Annotated in this window: 15 protein-coding genes; 4 read left to right on the forward strand and 11 right to left on the reverse strand. The window is 72.4% G+C overall.

The window, feature by feature from the left end:
• Positions 1-75: 75 nt before the first annotated feature.
• Entirely contained in the window at positions 76-1,185 is a 1,110-nt protein-coding gene (locus ACJX2R_RS21555) for an ROK family transcriptional regulator (RefSeq protein WP_413105922.1), read from the reverse strand.
• A 68-nt stretch (positions 1,186-1,253) separates the two neighbouring features.
• Between ACJX2R_RS21555 and ACJX2R_RS21560 the strand changes: the two genes are divergently transcribed.
• Both ACJX2R_RS21560 and ACJX2R_RS21565 read left to right on the forward strand, forming a co-directional pair.
• Positions 1,254-2,354: a Gfo/Idh/MocA family oxidoreductase gene (locus tag ACJX2R_RS21560; protein ID WP_413101470.1), complete on the forward strand. Its 1,101-nt coding sequence runs from the start codon at positions 1,254-1,256 to the stop codon at positions 2,352-2,354.
• Positions 2,351-2,836 (forward strand): heme-degrading domain-containing protein, encoded by a 486-nt coding sequence (locus ACJX2R_RS21565; protein WP_413101471.1) that lies wholly within the window; start codon positions 2,351-2,353, stop codon positions 2,834-2,836. Before ACJX2R_RS21560 ends, ACJX2R_RS21565 begins: the two co-directional genes overlap by 4 nt.
• A 2-nt stretch (positions 2,837-2,838) precedes the next feature.
• On the opposite strand, the gene ACJX2R_RS21570 is transcribed toward ACJX2R_RS21565, so the two are convergent.
• From ACJX2R_RS21570 to ACJX2R_RS21595, 6 genes are all read right to left on the reverse strand, one after another.
• Positions 2,839-4,395 carry a hypothetical protein gene (locus ACJX2R_RS21570; protein ID WP_413101472.1) on the reverse strand — a complete coding sequence of 519 codons (1,557 nt, stop codon included), beginning with the start codon at positions 4,393-4,395 and terminating at the stop codon, positions 2,839-2,841.
• Between the two features lie 236 nt (positions 4,396-4,631).
• On the reverse strand, positions 4,632-5,498 hold the full coding sequence (locus ACJX2R_RS21575) for a fumarylacetoacetate hydrolase family protein (RefSeq protein ID WP_262699815.1): 867 nt from the start codon (positions 5,496-5,498) through the stop codon (positions 4,632-4,634).
• Between the two features lie 137 nt (positions 5,499-5,635).
• On the reverse strand, positions 5,636-6,295 hold the full coding sequence (locus ACJX2R_RS21580; protein ID WP_413101473.1) for a YidC/Oxa1 family membrane protein insertase: 660 nt from the start codon (positions 6,293-6,295) through the stop codon (positions 5,636-5,638).
• A 165-nt stretch (positions 6,296-6,460) separates the two neighbouring features.
• A complete protein-coding gene (locus ACJX2R_RS21585; RefSeq protein ID WP_262699906.1) occupies positions 6,461-6,781 on the reverse strand; it encodes a DUF6412 domain-containing protein in 321 nt (106 codons plus the stop codon).
• A gap of 128 nt (positions 6,782-6,909) precedes the next feature.
• The gene (locus ACJX2R_RS21590) at positions 6,910-7,710 is read right to left on the reverse strand and encodes a class E sortase (RefSeq protein WP_413101474.1); all 801 of its coding nucleotides are present in this window, start codon (positions 7,708-7,710) and stop codon (positions 6,910-6,912) included.
• Positions 7,711-7,812: 102 nt separating this feature from the next.
• Positions 7,813-9,135 (reverse strand): DUF445 domain-containing protein, encoded by a 1,323-nt coding sequence (locus tag ACJX2R_RS21595; protein ID WP_413101475.1) that lies wholly within the window; start codon positions 9,133-9,135, stop codon positions 7,813-7,815.
• Positions 9,136-9,412: 277 nt separating this feature from the next.
• Here ACJX2R_RS21595 and ACJX2R_RS21600 point away from each other — a divergent pair, with 277 nt between their 5' ends.
• A complete protein-coding gene (locus ACJX2R_RS21600) occupies positions 9,413-10,723 on the forward strand; it encodes an SGNH/GDSL hydrolase family protein (RefSeq protein ID WP_262699819.1) in 1,311 nt (436 codons plus the stop codon).
• A gap of 170 nt (positions 10,724-10,893) precedes the next feature.
• Here ACJX2R_RS21600 and ACJX2R_RS21605 read toward each other — a convergent pair whose 3' ends face one another.
• The 4 genes from ACJX2R_RS21605 to ACJX2R_RS21620 form a co-directional block, all read right to left on the reverse strand.
• A complete protein-coding gene (locus ACJX2R_RS21605) occupies positions 10,894-11,691 on the reverse strand; it encodes a DUF1707 SHOCT-like domain-containing protein (RefSeq protein ID WP_413101476.1) in 798 nt (265 codons plus the stop codon).
• A gap of 85 nt (positions 11,692-11,776) precedes the next feature.
• On the reverse strand, positions 11,777-12,766 hold the full coding sequence (locus tag ACJX2R_RS21610; protein WP_262699821.1) for an ATP-binding cassette domain-containing protein: 990 nt from the start codon (positions 12,764-12,766) through the stop codon (positions 11,777-11,779).
• A 47-nt stretch (positions 12,767-12,813) separates the two neighbouring features.
• Entirely contained in the window at positions 12,814-13,578 is a 765-nt protein-coding gene (locus tag ACJX2R_RS21615; RefSeq protein ID WP_413105923.1) for an ABC transporter permease, read from the reverse strand.
• Positions 13,579-13,624: 46 nt separating this feature from the next.
• Entirely contained in the window at positions 13,625-14,425 is an 801-nt protein-coding gene (locus ACJX2R_RS21620) for an ABC transporter permease (protein ID WP_413101477.1), read from the reverse strand.
• A gap of 316 nt (positions 14,426-14,741) precedes the next feature.
• Between ACJX2R_RS21620 and ACJX2R_RS21625 the strand changes: the two genes are divergently transcribed.
• Entirely contained in the window at positions 14,742-17,087 is a 2,346-nt protein-coding gene (locus ACJX2R_RS21625) for a transglycosylase domain-containing protein (RefSeq protein WP_413101478.1), read from the forward strand.
• The last annotated feature ends 25 nt before the right edge of the window (positions 17,088-17,112 follow it).

Genomic DNA, 17,112 nt, shown 5'->3' on the forward strand with positions numbered 1-17,112 from the left:
ACATTCCGCGTCCGCACGCCGACACACCGCACCAGGCCCGGATTGCCCCCGACTGGCGGTCAGGATCCCCCTCGATCAGCCCAGTGCGAACAGCGGTGCGAGCACCAGCCGGGCGGCGCCCTCGACGACGGCCCGCTCGCCCCGCTCCACGACGTCCACGGAGACCGGGGGGCGGCTGGCGCGGGCGGAGTCCTCGGCGATCATCGTGGCCACGCCGCGAACGTACGGCTCGGGGTCGGCCAGCACCATCCGGCCGCCCAGGAGCACCCGGTCGATGTCGAGGAGCCGTACGAGGTTGGTCGCGCCGATGCCGAGCAGCCGCGCCGCGTCCGTACGGTCGCCACGCGCGACGGCGGCGAGGCACAGCGCCTCCAGGCAGCCGTTGTTGCCGCATTCGCAGGGCGGCCCGTCGAGCTGTATGACCTGGTGCCCGAACTCCCCCGCGTCGGTCCGCGCCCCCCGGTACACATCCCCGCCGAGCACCAGACCGGCGCCCAGGCCGGTGCCCAGGTGGAGATAGGCGGCCGACTCGGCGGTCCCGGCGGTCCCGGCGGTCACCAGCCCGAGCGCCGCGGCGTTGGTGTCCTTGTCGAGGACGACGGGGAGGGCGAGCCGCTCGGCGAGCGCGTCGCGCAGCGGGTAGCCGTCCCACTGGGGGAAGCCGGTGACGCGGTGCAGCACGCCGGAGCCGTGGTCGAGCGGTCCGGGCGCGGCGACACCGACACCGAGCAGCCCGCCGCCCGTCACCCCGCTCGCCGCCGCGTCCGCGAGGAGCGCACTGACCTCGGCCGTGGCCGCCGCGAGCGCCTCATCCGCGGGCGCGCCGAAGTCGAAGGGGGCCGAGCGGGCCGCGACCGAGGTGCCCGCGAGGTCGACCAGGACCGCCGTCACCTCGTCGCGGTCGAGCTGGAGCCCGATCGCATGGCGGGCGTCCGGGACCAGGCGGAGCGCGGTGGGCGGTTTGCCGCCGGTCGAGGCGCGCTGACCGGCCTCCACCAGCAGCCCCTCCGCCCTCAGCCGGGCCGTGATCTTGCTGACGGCCTGGGGGGTGAGGCCGGTGCGCCCGGCCAGCTCCGGCCGGCTGATGCCGTCCTCGCCCGCGTCCCGCAGCAGTCGCAGGACGAGTGCGGCATTGTGGCTGCGCAGGGCGGTCAGATTGGCTCCGGGCCCGGACGCTCCGGACATCGTGCTGTTCACCCCTCCATTGTGGCCACTGCTTGCACTTTGACAACACTGTTGCCAAAGTGGCATCCATGGATGCCACCGATGACAGCAGCACCACCCGAGTGGGACTGATCGGCTACGGCCTGGCCGGATCCGTCTTCCACGCCCCCTTGATCGCGGCCGCCGAGGGGCTGGTCCTCGACACCATCGTCACCTCCAGCCCGGAGCGGCAGCGGCAGGCGCGCGCCGAGTTCCCCGACGTCCGTCTCGTGGACTCCGCCGATGAGCTGTGGGCCCGGGCGGATGAGCTGGACCTGATCGTCATCGCCTCCCCGAACCGCACCCATGTCCCGCTCGCCCGCACCGCCCTCGAGGCCGGGCTGCCGACCGTCGTGGACAAGCCGCTGGCCGCGACCGCCGCCGAGGCCGAGGAGCTGGCCGCGCTCGCCGAGGCCCGCGGGCTGCTGCTGACCGTCTTCCAGAACCGCCGCTGGGACAACGACTTCCGCACCCTCCGCAAGCTGCTCGCCGAGGGCGCGCTGGGCGAGGTGCGGCGCTTCGAGTCCCGCTTCGAGCGGTGGCGGCCGCAGCTCAAGGGCGGCTGGCGGGAGTCCGGCGACCCGGCCGAGGTCGGCGGGCTGCTGTACGACCTGGGCAGCCATCTGGTCGACCAGGCACTCACCCTCTTCGGCCCGGTCGAGTCCGTCTACGCCGAGGTCGATGTGCGCCGCCCCGGGGCGCGGACCGACGACGACACCTTCATCGCCCTCACCCACACCGGCGGGGTCCGCTCCCATCTGTGGATGAGCGCGACCACCCCCCAGCTCGGCCCGCGGTTCCGGGTGCTGGGCAGCGAGTCGGGCTATGTGAAGTACGGCCTCGACCCGCAGGAGGCCGCCCTGCGCGAGGGGCTGCGCCCCGGCGACCCGTCCGTCGAATGGGGCGCCGAACCGGAGGGCGACTGGGGCCGGCTGGGCGCGGGAGAGTCCCCGACGACCGGCGGCGGCGTCCCGGTGGAGACCCTACGGGGCGACTACCCCGCGTACTACGCCGCCGTCGCCGCCGCCCTCCGCGACGGCACCCCGCCGCCGGTCACCGCCGCCGAGGCCGCGGCCACCCTGCATGTGCTGGAGGCGGCCCGGGTGGCGGCCGCTGAGCGCCGTACCGTCCGGATCGAGGTCCCCGCATGAGCGAGCACACCGACGCGATATCCCAGGTGGCGGAGTTGGAGGAGCAGGAGCGCCGGCTGCGGCTGCCCCGCTTCGACAACGACGACGCCTGGCGGCTGGGCTGCCTCATCGCCGACCTGGCCGAGGAGCGCGGCGCCGCCGTGACGATCGGCATCCTGCGGGCCGGTCAGCGCCTCTTCCACCGCGCGCTGCCGGGCACCTCCCCGGACAATGACGCCTGGCTGGAGCGCAAGTGCCGGGTCGTGGAGCGCTACGGGGCGAGCTCGTTCCTGGTCGGCGCCCGCTTCCGCGCCAAGGGCGGCAGCTTCGAGGAGTCCTCCCGCCTCGACCCCGACCGGTACGCGGCGCACGGGGGCGCCTTCCCGATCCATGTGACGGGCACGGGCGTCATCGGCGCGGTGGCGGTCTCGGGGCTGCCGCAGGCCGAGGACCACGCGCTGGTGGTGGAGGCGCTGGAACGGTTCTCGCTCACCGGGCCCTGACGCTACGTGCCCACCGGGCCCTGACGGACGGACTCCGTCCGGGCCCGGGTCCGACAGCGTACGGCGTACAGCACTCCCAGAGCGAGCACGAGGGCACCGCCCGTTCCCCCGTACAGCCAAGGCCGCGTATCCGGCTCGGCGGCGGCGGTGGTCTCCAGAGCCACCGGGGCGCTGTCGTTCGCCGGGCGCGGGTCGTGTGGCGGGAAGTCGGGGTTGGGGACGACCTCGACCCGGCCCCGCGCACCGTGGACCTTCTTGTCGATGTGCAGGCGGAAGCCCATCCCCGCGCCCGCCCCCGGCCCCGACGCCGCTCCCTCCGCCGACTCGGGGCACATGGCCACCGTCCCCCCGTGCCGGATGGTGCACAGCGGCTGTCCGTCGTCCTCCGGCCCGCCCACGATGCGGGTCCCCCGGGGCGCCGTGAACCGCACGGACCAGGCGCTCTGATCCCAGTACGACAGGTCCAGGTCTCCGTTCCCCCGCGCCCGTACGCCGACCCGGACGGGCACCGTCTCGCCGACCCGGCCCCGGGCGGGCCGCGCGACCGCGTCCAAGTCCACGTGCCGGTCGAGCCCCACCGTGGCCTCGCTGAGGGATTCCCTGAACCGACCGCGGTCCGCCGACGCGTCCGTCAGCCCGAGCGGCCGGCCCTTGCCCGGCGTGGTGGGGTACGGCTCCTCGTCACGCTCGTCGGGGTCGTACGCGGGGTCGTCGGGGCTGCCGAGGGCGTAGACGGTGATGGAGAGGTCGCTGTACAACCGCCGCTTCGACGCGGTGACTCCGAGGGGCCCGTCCGTGGCCGCCGACTGACCCGGCTTCAGCGACCGCCCGAAGACACATCGCAGTTCGGGATCGAGGTCGGGGCCCTCCTTACGGCAGTTGCGGTACCTCGGAGTGATCCTCTGGTCCCCGCCCGCGCCGACCGCGATGCCGAAGCCGTTGCGCGCGGGGATCCCGCCCTCGTTCCGCACGGCCACCCGGAGCGGCAGCGGAGCGCCGGGCCGCAGGCGCTTCAGGCTGCCCCGCCCGCCCACGGTGAGCTTCGGCACCCCGACGATCACCGCGGTACTCCCCGCGGCCGCCGAACCGTCCTGGGACGCGCGTACGGTGACCCGGGCGTGGTCGCCGCGCGTGCTCCCCTCCGCCGGGCGCAGCCGGAAGGGACGTACGGTGCTCGGCTGCCCGATGTTCCAGACGCGGTACGAACAGGTCACCCGGGCGCCCTCGCGGCGGCAGGAATCACTCAGCCGGCGGACCGTGGCGACCCCGGCCAGCCGTGAGGTGTCGATGACCACCGTGACCCGCCCCGCCCGCTTCGGCACGACGGAGAACGCCAGGTCCATCGACCGTTCGTCGTTGCCCGGCTCCGGAACATAGGTGTCGGCGGGCAGATCCTCGACGCGCACCTGCCCCGGGTGGTCGTCCGCCCGCGCGGACGGCACAGCCACCATGACCGCGGTGGCCCCCGCCACCGCCAGAATGAGCGCGGCAAGCGCGACAGCTCTCGCCGCGCCCTTCGCCACGCCTGCCGCGAAGGAGACAGCCCCCTTATCCACCACTGCTTCACACTCCACCGTGATCGAGAATCCGGGGAAAGACGTTCACCGTGAGCACGTGGTTCCTGCATCGGATGGGCCCGTTCCGCCATCGGATGGGCCCGTTCCGCTACCGCTTCGATCCTGACCGCAGCCGGTAGGCGCTCGCGGACCGGTTCGGCGCGCGGCGGGTGTTCAGACGCCCAAGAAGGCGGGCCACTCGGGCAAGTGAGCCCGAGTGGCCCCGAGGCCGTCGATGGTCAGGCGTCCTTGAACTCCTGGCGCTGGCGGCCCAGCCCGTCGATCTCGAGCTCGACGACATCGCCGGCGCGCAGATACGGCTTGGGCTCGGGGCGGCCCATGGCCACGCCCGCCGGGGTGCCGGTGTTGATGACATCGCCGGGGTAGAGCGTCATGAACTGGCTGAGGTAGCGGACCACCTGGGCCACGCCGAAGATCTGGTCCGCCGTGTTGCCGTTCTGCTTGAGCTCGCCGTTGACCCAGAGGCGCAGGCCCAGGGCCTGCGGGTCGGGGACCTCGTCGGCGGTGACCAGCCAGGGGCCCAGGGGGTTGAACGTCTCGCAGTTCTTGCCCTTGTCCCACTGGCCGCCGCGCTCGATCTGGAAGGCGCGCTCGGAGACGTCGTGCGCCACCGCATAGCCCGCGACCGCGGCGAGGGCCGCCTCGTCGGAGTCGAGGTAGCGGGCGGTGCGGCCGATGACGATGGCGAGCTCGACCTCCCAGTCGGTCTTCACGCTGCCGCGCGGGACGAGGACCGTGTCATCGGGGCCGACGACCGTGTCCGGGGCCTTCATGAAGACGATGGGCTCTTCGGGGATGCTGGCGCCGGTTTCGGTGGCGTGGTCGTGGTAGTTCAGCCCGATGCACACGATCTTGCCGATACGGCCGAGCGGCGGGCCGATCCGCACCCCGCCGTCCTCGATCGCGGGCAGCGCGCCGTCCCCCTCGGCGGCCGCCGCCGCGCGCACCCGCGCGAGGGCGGCCTCATCGGCGAGGAGGGCGCCGTCGATGTCCGGGACCAGGGCGGATAGATCGCGCAGAGTGCCGTTCTGATCGAGCAGCGCGGGGCGTTCCGCGCCCGCCGGTCCGACTCGCAGCAGTTTCATCCCAAGACTCCCGAGGTCACAGGCCGGTGCGAGGCGCCTACCGGCCGATTGATCCTCCCTTCAGGGGCGTCCAGCCCGCAAGACCTCGTTCACGGACTGGGACATCGGTCTCAAGGGTGACCGCGGCGGGGCCGTTGTCAGCGGTGCAGCAGGGCCCGCTCCACCGCCGTCCAGGTGGTGCTGGTCGCCAGGTAGAGGGCCGCCGCCAGCGGGACCACGGCGGCGGTGACGAGGGTGCCGAACGACAGCAGCGGCAGCGCCCTGGCCACTCCGGGCGCCCCGGGGACGGTCGCCTTACGGGCGCGGAGATACGTCCAGGTGGCCACGGCCGCGATCAGCACGAAGAGCCCCAGGTAGACCAGGCCCGGCCCGCCAGTGAGCACCCCGCCCCAATGGGCGCCGAGCGGGGCCCCGGCGAGCGTGTGGTCGAGGAGGTCTCCGGCGCCGCTGCCGGTGGAGAACACGTGGTACATGACGAAGAAGACCGGGAGCTGGGCGAGCGTCGGCAGACACCCCGCCAGCGGTGACGCGCCCTCCTTCACCTGGAGCTCCGCCATGGCGCGCCGCATCCGCTCCGGGTCGTCCCGGTGCTTGCGGCCCAGCTCGGTGATCTTCGGCGCGAGCGCGGCCCGCGCCTTCTCGCCGCGCACCGCGGCCCGGGCGAGGGGATGCAGCGCGGCGCGGACGCACAGCGTGAACAGGACGATGGCGGCCGCCGCCGCGGACGCGCCGAAGAGCGGATCGAGGCCGTCCGCCATGGTGGTCAACAGGGAGCCGAGGGAAGAGAAAAGGGACATGGGAGCCCTCCGCGGGTCTCGTCGTGCCGGGGTGAGGAAGACATCGGCGTGACGAGCCGCGTGGCGCGGCGGTACGGATCCTGGACCTTCCGGGGCTCCGCCCCGGACCCCGCTCCTCAGACGCCGGAGAGGCTGGAGGTACGCCGTACAGCGATATGGGTGCGCCTACGCGGCCGTCGGCAGACGACGGCCCGGCGCTCGGGGCCTCGGGCGCCCGGCGGCGTCGGGATCCCGCTGCGGCAGGAACGCCGTACGGCGCTCCCGGTCCCGTATCGCGGTGCGAATCCGCCCGGCGGGGACGGGTATTCGGCCACGGGAGGCGAGGATCGCGCACATGGCCAGCGCGGCGGCGACCGCGGTCGTGGCCGCGACGGTGGCGGCGAGGGCGACGGCGCTGACCACCCCGCTCTGCGCCAGCAGAACCCCGGTCAGCAGGAACAGGCAGACGCCCAGATGCGCCCGCAGCGCTTCAAGCCGCCGCGACACCGTCACGTCCCCCCTCTCCCGGCCGGTCTCCCCTCCTGGCGCTGCCAGTCTAAGCAGACCGGGGGCCAGGTGGTGGAGCCGCGTAGGGGACAGCCCGCCGCAGGCGGCACGCGGCCCGTCGGACAACCCTAGTGGCCCCCGCCGACATCCCGGGGGGCGGCGGTTCGCAGTCGGGCCCAGACCACCAGGCGGTAGCGGGAGGTGAATTCGGGGGTGCAGGTCGTCAGCGTGAGGTAGTAGCCCGGCTCGGTGTAGCGGTAGCGGGGGTGGGCGGAGCTGTACGGCACCCGCGCGACCACCGTGCCATCGGCGGGCGAGGTACGCGGCAGGGTGCGCTCGATCACGTACGTATAGCGGGCGTCGGCGGTGTCGATGCGCACCGTGTCGCCGGGGCGCACCTCGTCCAGTTGCCGGAAGGGCTCGCCGTGGGTGTTGCGGTGACCCGCGAGGGCGACGTTGCCCGCCTGGCCCGGCTGGGCGGTGCGCGGATAGTGGCCCACATAGCCCTTGTTGAGCACCGCCGCGCGGCTGATGCCCTCGGCGATGGGCACCGTAAGGCCGATACGCGGGATCCTGAGCACCGCGTACGCCTGGTCCCGGCGCGGCCCTTGGCCCCCGGCGCCGCTTCCGGTCGACCGGTCACGGTCGCGTTCGTGTTCGTGTTCGCGGTCGCGGTCGCGTTCGTCCCGCTGAGCGGAATCGGAGGATCCCGTCGCCCCCGGCGTCGGCGTCGCGGACTCCGCCGCCCCGTCCTGCCACCGCCGCTCCAGCACCGACACCTCGTGCCGTGCGCCCGCCCTCGCCTGCCGGTTGGTCCACCACAGCTGGTGGACGACGAAGAGCAGCACCACGACCCCGAGGGTGACGGCGAGCTCACCGGCCGTCCACAGCCCCCGGGCGAGCACGGCACGCCCTCCACGACGTCGCACGCGCGCACCATAGGCCAGGCCGCGCACACCTTCCAGAGCCGCGACGCGGCAAGACGCGGCAATCCGCCGGACGCCACGGGTCAACTGCCCGCCGCCCGCGCGCTATCCGCCCAGCGCCCGGGAGACCGTATAGATCACCAGCCCGGCCAGGGCACCCACCACCGTGCCATTGATCCGGATGAACTGAAGGTCCCGGCCGATATGCGCCTCGATCTTCCGCGAGGTGTGGTCCGCGTCCCAGCTCGCCACCGTCTCGCTGATCAGCGAGGTGATCTCGTCCCGATACGTCGTCACCACATAGACGGCGGCGTCCTCCAGCCAGCCGTCGACCTTGTCCCGCAGCCGTGGGTCCGTCACCATCCGCCGCCCCAGCGACAGAATCGCCGCCCGCGCCCGCTGCCGCAGCTCGCTGCGCTCGTCCTCCGCCGCCGCGACGATCATCGCCCGCACCGAGGCCCAGGCCGAGGCGATGAGGTCCTGGACGTCGCCGCGCCCCAGCACCTCGCTCTTCACCCGCTCCACCCGCAGCCGGGTGTCGGTGTCGGACTGAAGGTCCCCGGCGAAGTCGGTGAGGAAGCGGTCCAGGGCGCCGCGCGCCGGATGGTCGGGCATGTCGCGCATCTCGGTCACGAAGCGCAGCAGTTCCTTGTAGACGCGCTCGCCGACCTTGCGGTCCACGAACCTCGGCGTCCAGCCGGGGGCGCCGCCGGTCACCGCCTGCATCACCGAGTCGTTGTGCTCCACCAGCCAGTCGTGGGCGCGCAGACACACCAGGTCCACGGCGCGGCGGTGGCCGCCGTCCGCGACCACCCGCTCCAGCAGCTTGCCCAGGCCCGGTGCGATCTCCTGGCTGTCGGCCCGGCGGGTGATCGCCTCGCCCACCACCGCCTGCACATCGGAGTCGCGCAGCACCGTGAGCGCGCCGCGCAGCGCGGTGGCCAACTCCGCGGTCACCCGGTCGGCGTGCTCGGGCTCGGCGAGCCAGGTGCCGAGCCGGCTGCCGATGCCGACCGCGCGCAGCCGCAGCCGTACGACGTCGCCGGAGAGGAAGTTCTCCCCGACGAACTCCCCGAGGCTGGCCCCGAGCTGGTCCTTCTTGGTGGGGATGATCGCCGTATGGGGAATGGGCAGCCCCATGGGCCGCCGGAAGAGCGCCGTGACCGCGAACCAGTCGGCCAGGGCGCCCACCATGCCCGCCTCGGCGGCCGCGGCCACATAGCCGGGCCAGCCGCCGATACCGGAGGACCGCGCCCAGGTGGCGAGCACGTACACCAGTGCGACGCCGAGCAGCAGTCCGGTGGCGAACGCCTTCATCCGGCGCACCCCGCGCCGCCGCTCCACGTCGAGAGGGCTGTCGGTGACGAAGGGCACAGCCGCGCCCCGAGGCGGCGGGGACGCCGTCTCACCAGTCGTTCTTCGCTCCATACGCTCCACCTGGTCGACCCGTCTCCCCATGCATTGTCTCTTTCCGGTCTCAGTCGCCCATGTGTGGAACGAACGGTGAGTTCCCGTCGTCTGTCTGGGGGAGCGACCCAGCACATTGGGGGCAGGCCGACGGGCGGAGCCGGGTCCCACCATGGGATCATGGGAGACCGACCGGACCGCATCGGCATTGCCGGATACCACCCGCCGTTCCCGTCCACTTCCGGAGCCTCGGGCTCCGTCTGCCCGAGGAGACAACCCGCCCATGAGCGTGCCCCCTATGCCCAGACGCACGGGGTATGCCGTGCTCGCTGCGCTGGCGGCTGTGGTGATCCTCGTCTCCACCGCGATATTCATCGGGCTCGGTGGTGACAAGGGCGGCGCGGACCCCCGTGCGCAGGGAGCCCGCGGCTCGGCCGACCCGGCCTCGGCCGGTGCCTGGGTGGGCACCTGGTCCACCTCGGCCGCTGCCGCCGAGCCGAGGACGCTGCGCGGCGGCCTCTCGGGCATGTCGATACGGAACGTGGTGCACACCAGCATCGGCGGCACCAGCGCCCGGATCCAGCTCTCGAACTTCTACAGCAGCCGTCCACTGACGATCACGCATGCCTCGGTGGCGCTGGCCGCCGCGCCCAGCAACCCCACCGCGGCAGCCGGCACCATGCGCCGTCTCACCTTCAACAACCGCACCTGGGTGACGATCCCGCCCGGTAAGGCCGCCGCCAGCGACCCGGTGCGGCTCGCCGTCCCGGACGCGGCCGATCTGCTGGTCACCACCTACACCCCGCAGGCGTCCGGGTCCGTGACCTACCATCCGCACGCCCGCCAGACGTCGTACATGGCGCGTGGCGACCGTACGGAGGACACTGCGGGCTCCGCCTACACCCAGCAGAGCCCGTACTGGCGCTATCTGACCGGTGTGGACGTGTGGTCCAAGCAGGCCGAGGGCGCCGTCGCGGTGCTGGGCGACTCGATCACCGACGGCATCACCTCCACCGCCGGGGCCAACCATCGGTGGACCGACTTCCTCTCCGAGCGGCTTCGCAGCGAGCCCGGGGCGCCCCGCTTCGGCGTGCTCAACCAGGGCATCAGCGGCAACCGCGTGCTGAGCGACGGCACGGAGTACCCGCCCAACAACCCCAGCGGGCTGTCCCGCTTCGACCGCGACGTGCTGTCCCGTACGGGCGTCAAGGCCGTGATCATCGAGCTGGGCGTCAACGACATACTCCGCATCCCCCATCAGACCGACCCCAACCGGATCGTGTGGGGCCTGAAGCGGCTGACCGAGCAGGCCCATACGCGCGGCCTGCGGGTCATCGGAGCCACCCTGACGCCCTTCTACGGGCACCGCGGCTACACCCCCCGGCTGGACGCCGTGCGCGAGCAGGTCAACGCGCAGATCCGCGCCGGGCGGGTCTTCGACGAGGTCGTGGACTTCGACAAGGCGCTGCGCGACCCGATCAGCCCGCTGCGGCTGCGCCCGATGTTCGACTCGGGCGACCATCTGCACCCCAGCGACGACGGCTACCGCGCGATGGCGCGGGCGCTGAACCTGGACCACCTGCGGGGCCGCACGGCGGCCGAGCTCTAGAGAGTTCCGCGGAGAGAGCCTAAGCGGCCTCGCTGAAGTCCGGTGCGGTTCGGTTGCGCCCCGAAGGGGCGCGGGACTGTGTCGATGTGCGGCTCCGCCGCGTGGGCGCGACCAGCCACGACGGCGCCGCAGTCGGCCGACGACGCATCGCGACACTTCCAGCGGAGCGCTTAGTCCTCGCGGCGTTCCTTCTCCAGGGACAGCCGCCGCTCCTCCCGCTCATCGCGTCGCTCCTCGCGCCGCGTGCCCCGCAGTTCCCGGCGCTCGGCGCGCAGCTCCTCCCGGCGCTCGGCCTTCAGCCGGCGGCGCTCCTCCTTCATGCGCTTGTGCTCCTCCCGGCGGAGCTTGCGCTCGACGCTGACCCCGCCGAAGAGCGCGAGGCCGGTCACGGTCACCCGGGGCCCGGTGGGATCCCCGTCGGCGGACCCGGTGTGGTCGAAACCGCCCATGAGTCCGATGCCGCTGACGTGCGTCTCCAGGTCCGGCGGGACGGTGATCTCTATCCCGCCCATGAGGGCGAAGCAGCGGATCACCACATCGCGGCCCTCGAACCGGGCCTCGCGCAAGTCGATCTCACCGCCGCCCATGATGGTGAGGGCGGTGAAGGCACGCGGAACGGTCCAGGTCCCCTTGCGCTGGAAGCCGCCCATGATCGCCACGCCCCACTTCGAGGTCGGGGTGCCGCCGATCCGCTCGGCCCAGCCGGTGCGGTCGGCGGGGGACGGCGGGGCCGGAGCGGCGCTGCCGGGCACCGGGAGGTCCCGTACCAGCGGCTCCAGCTGGCCATGGGTGCGCGCCGCGTAGGCCGCGCTCAGCCGCTCCTCGAACTCCTCCATGTCCAGACGGCCTTCGGCGACCGCCTCGCGGAGGACCTCGGCGATTCGCTCACGCTCGGCGTCCGATGCCCGCATCCCGGCCGGGTCCGGGAGGTCGGGGCTCGCCCCCTGGGAAGAACCAGCGCTCGTCATACGGACAGACTAATGGCGGGCACCGGCCCTGACCCCTCTCACACACCGAGCCCCGGTCGTTCTCGCACACGGCGCCCTTGCCCTCTTACGGGGTCCGCCCCGCCCGGTCCTCCGCCCCGTGCAGCATCCTCGCGATGACGTCCTCGATCTCGGGCTCGCGCACCGAGAGGTCCACCAGCGGACAGCCGTCGGCGACCGCCGCGACGATCGGCGCCGCGCTGCTGGTCGCCGGGAAGGCCAGCCACTGCCGGGGCCCCTCGACCCGCACCGTCCGGGCGCCGGGGACCTCGATGGGCGGCAGCTCCCGCTCCAGGTCGACCACGAGGGTGCGTTCGCTCTCCCCCACCGCGTGCAGCCCGTCCAGCCCGCCGTCGTAGACCAGCCGCCCGTGGTCGATGACCATCACCCGCTTGCACAGCAGCTCGATATCGGTCAGATCGTGGGTGGTGAGCAGCACCGTCGTGCCCTGCTCGGCGTTCACATCGCGCAGGAACTCCCGCACCTTCGCCTTGCTGACCACATCGAGCCCGATGGTCGGCTCGTCGAGATAGAGCACCTCGGGGTCGTGCAGCAGGGCGGCCGCGATATCGCCGCGCATCCGCTGGCCGAGCGAGAGCTGACGCACCGGCACGTCCAACAGCGCGCCGAGGTTGAGCAGTTCCACACAGCGGTCCAGATTGTGCCGGTAGCGGGCGTCGGGGATCCGGTACATCCGCCGCACCAGCGCGTACGAGTCGCGCAGCGGCAGGTCCCACCACAGGGTGGTGCGCTGCCCGAAGACCACCCCGATCCGGCGCGCAAGCCTCGTCCGGTCCCTGGAGGGGTCGATTCCGGCGACCCTGAGCCGTCCGCCGCTGGGCACCAGGATCCCGGTCAGCATCTTGATGGTGGTGGACTTCCCGGCGCCGTTGGGGCCGATGTAGCCCACCATCTCGCCGCGCGGCACCCGAAAGCTGATGCCGTCCACCGCGCGCACCTCGCGGCGCTCACGGCGCATCAGCCCGGCCTTGCGCCGCACCTGGAACACCTTCTCGACGCCGTCGAGCTCGATCAGATCGTCCACGGCACTCCCCATGCCACTCCCCACGGCATCCCCGGCACCATTCCCCACGGCCACTCCCCTCAGCTCCCCGTGCTCTGATACGCCCGCAGCCCCGCCCGCCACGCCAGCCCCGCCACCGCACAGCAGCCGCCCGCGACCAGCGGCGCCGCGAAGCCGATCCGGGCCGGGAGCCCCAGCGGATCGGGCCGGCCCAGGATGTGCAGCGCCGGGAGCCAGTTGACGAAGGCCAGCGGGACGACGAAGGTGACGCCTCGCAGCAGCTCCTTGCCGAAGACCGTCGGCGGGTACTCCAGCAGCGTGGTCCCGCCGAAGGTGAAGGCGCTCTGCACCTCGGAGGCGTCCTTGGCCCAGAACTGGAAGGCGCCACCGAGCACGAACAGCGCCCCGAAGATGGCGCCCCCGCTCAGCAGCATCACCGGCATCAGCAGCGCCCGGTCCACCGTCCAGTCGATGTCCAGCCGGGCCAGCGACCAGCCGAGCACCACCGTCCCCTGGGTGATCCGGCCCAGCCGGCGCAGCGCGAAGCGGTCGGCGGCCACCTGGGCGAGTATCGGCACCGGCCGCACCAGCAGGGTGTCCATCGTGCCGTCGCGCACCCGCTGACCCAGCCGGCTCATGGTGCCCAGCACGAGATCGGCGAGGCCGAAGGCGACGCTGGTGGTGCCGTAGAGGAAGGCGACCTCGTCCAGGGTGAAGCCGCCCAGCTCACCGATGTGGCTGAACATCAGCGCGATCGCGACGAAGTCGAGACCGGTCGCGAGGAAGTTCCCCAGCGTCATGATCAGGAACGAGGTGCGGTACGCCATCGTGGAGCGCACCCACATCCCGACGATCAGGCCGTAGGCCCGGAGCCCGTTGGACACGGCGGACTCAGCCACCCTGGACCACCACCTTCCGGGTCGCCACCGATTGAACCGCCCGCCCGGCCGCCAGCAGCGCCACCGCCCACCCCGCCTGGAAGGCGAACGCCCCCAGCAGCCCCGAGCCCCGGCGCTCCTCCAGGAAGACGTCCGCGGGCATCTGGAGTGTCGCCGCCCAGGGCAGCGCGCGGGCGATCTCGCCCAGCTGCCCGGGGAAGACGTTGAGCGGCAGGGTCATCCCGGAGAAGAACAGGCACAGCAGCCCGCTCAGCATGGACAGCCCCGTCCCGTCGAGCAGCCAGAACGAGGCGAGCGACACCAGATAGCGCAGCGCGAAGCTGACGCACACCGCGAGCGCCACGGCGAGCAGGAACCACAGCCAGGTCAAGGGCGAGGCGGGCAGCCGGAGTTCGAACGCCAGCGCCCCGACGGCCATCGGCACCACACCGCGCCCCAGCAGCTGGAACAGCGCCCGGCCGAGCTCGGTGGCCAGCCACCACAGCTGGAGGTCGACGGGGCGGTAGAGGTCCACGGCGATGTCCCCGGAGCGGATGCGCTCCTGGAACTCCTCCTGGAAGCCGCCGCCCATCAGCGCCACGGCCGCCAGCAGCGCCTGCCCGAGCCAGACGAAGGTCAGCGCCTGGGCGAGGTCGTAGCCGCCGAGGTGCGGCCGCTCGTCCCACAGCGCGGTATAGGTGTAGGCGAGGATGAAGCCGAAAACCGTGTTGGTGAAGACCCCGGCCACCGTGGCGACTCGATACGTCGCGTAGCGTTTGAAGCCGCTGACCGCGACGGCCGCGTACAGCCGCATCCGCCCCTGCCTCCCTCCCCGACCGCACCGCCCGACCGGCCCGGCTCGACCGGCCCCGACCGCACGCCCCCGAACGGCGCCAAAATCCGGAGCCTAGTGGGGTGACGGGAGAGACGGCCAGGCAATTATTCACCGGATGGTGTGAGCGGAATCATCCATTCGACCGGTCACAGACCAGTCACAGGTGCGCGCCTCGTCCTCGGCCCGGAACGGATGATGCGACAGTGTTTTATCGGGCGTACGACGCGAATCGCCCGACCGTGCACGATCCCGCCGCCGCGCAACCTTCGACGGCGGCCGAGGAGTCTCAGGAGACATGAGCGACGAGCCCCAGTTGATCGATGGTGGCGCGGCCGGAACGGGTGACCGGCCCGGCACCGACGATGGCAACCACGACACGCCGCACCGTGCGGACGGCCTCCCCGGGGGCAAACCGGCCAAGGGCAGAAAGGGGCGTCCCCAGCGCACCGGATGGCGCCGTCTGCTGCCCACCTGGCGCATGGTCCTCGGCGGCTTCCTGCTGATCGTCCTGCTGATCGCGGGCGGGCTCGTCACCGGCTATCTGCTCGTCGACATCCCCCCGGCCAACAAGGCCGCCATCGCCCAGAGCAATGTCTTCCTCTACTCCGACGGCTCCCAGCTGGCCCGCGAGGGCACGGTCAACCGGGAGAGCGTGCAGCTCAGCCAGGTGCCCAAGCGGATCCAGCGGGCGGTGCTGGCGGCCGAGGACCGGGACTTCTACTCGGAGTCGGCCATCGACCCCCAGGCGATGCTCCGGGCCGCCTGGAACACCGCCACCGGCAAGGGCAAGCAGTCCGGCTCCACCATCACCCAGCAGTATGTGAAGAACTACTACCTGGACCAGGAGCAGACGGTCTCCCGGAAGGCCAAGGAGTTCTTCATCGCGATCAAGCTGGACCGCGAGGTGAGCAAGGACAAGATCCTTGAGGGCTACCTCAACACCAGCTACTTCGGGCGCAACGCCTACGGCATCCAGGCCGCCGCCCAGGCGTACTACGGCAAGGACATCGGCGAGCTCAACACCGCCCAGGGCGCGTATCTCGCCACCCTGCTGAACGCCCCCAGCTCCTACGACATCGTCGCCCATCCGCAGAACAAGGGCCGGGCCGTGGCCCGCTGGAACTACGTGCTCGACGGCATGGTGAAGAAGCACTGGCTGACCAGGGCCGAGCGGCAGAAGATGACCTTCCCCGGGCCCTCCGAGGCCAAGGCCCCCTCCGGCATGTCCGGCCAGCGCGGCTATCTCATCGAGGCCGTCGAGGACTACCTCACCAGCAACGGGATCATCGACGAGCAGACCCTGGCGCGCGGCGGCTACCGCATCACCACCACGATCGACAAGGACAAGCAGGACGCCTTCACGGAGGCCGTGCGCGACCGGCTGATGAGCAAGCTCAGCAAGGACCGCAAGGTCGACGCCTACGTCCGCGCGGGCGGCGCCTCGATCGACCCCAAGACCGGGAAGGTGGTCGCCCTCTACGGCGGGATCGACTACACCAAGCAGTTCGTCAACAACGCGACCCGCCGTGACTACCAGGTGGGGTCCACCTTCAAGCCATTCGTCTTCACCTCGGCGGTGCGCTACGGGGCCACCACCCAGGACGGCCAGACGATCACCCCGGACACCCTCTACAACGGTGACAACGAGCGCGAGGTCATCGGCTCCGACGGGCCCACCGGCTACGCCCCCGCCAACGAGGACGACGTGGACTACGGCGACATCGACGTCACCACGGCCACCGACAACTCGGTGAACTCGGTGTACGCGCAGATGGCCGAGGACGTCGGCCCCTCCAAGGTCAAGCAGACCGCCATCGACCTGGGCATCCCCAAGAACACCCCCGATCTGCACGCCTCCCCCTCGATCGCGCTCGGCCCGGCCACCGCGAGCGTGCTGGACATGACCGAGGCGTACGCGACCCTCGCCAACCACGGTGAGCACGGCCGGTACAGCCTGGTCGAGGAGGTCACCAAGGACGGTGCGCGGCTCAAGCTCCCGGCGCGGGAGAGCCGCCAGGCCATCCCGCGCGGCGCCGCCGACACCACCACCTCGATACTCCAGAGCGTTGTCGACGGCGGCACCGGCACCGCCGCCCAGGCCGCCGAGCGCCCGGCGGCGGGCAAGACCGGCACCGCGGAGGAGGACAAGGCCGCCTGGTTCGCGGGCTACACCCCGGATCTGGCGACCGTGGTCGCGGTGATGGGCCAGGACTCCAACACCGGCGTGCAGAAGTCGCTGTACGGGGCGACGGGCCTGGAGCGGATCAACGGTGGCGGCTACCCCGCCGAGATCTGGGCGCAGTACACATCGGGGGCGCTGGACGGCAAGGAACCGGCCGAGTTCGATCTGCGGCTGGAGGACGGGGCGGGCGCCCCCGACGGCTCCGAGACCCAGCAGCCTCCGAACTCCCCGCCGCCGGTCGTCACCCCTCCCCCGACCGGCGCGCCGCCGGACACCTCGGTCCCCACGGCGCCGACCTACACCCCGCCGACGCCGCCGACGGACGAGCCGACGATCCCCACCCCGCCGACGGACTTCCCCACCGACGGCCCGACAACCGAACCCGGCCCAGGCGGCCCCGGCGACCCGGGCGGCGACCCGGGCGATCCCGGCGGCCCAGGAGGCCCGGTGGGCGGCTGAGGGGCGCCCCGAAGGGGCGCCCTAA

This window comes from Streptomyces sp. Inha503, from assembly GCF_047215865.1.
In the GTDB taxonomy this organism is placed as follows: domain Bacteria; phylum Actinomycetota; class Actinomycetes; order Streptomycetales; family Streptomycetaceae; genus Streptomyces; species Streptomyces lycopersici.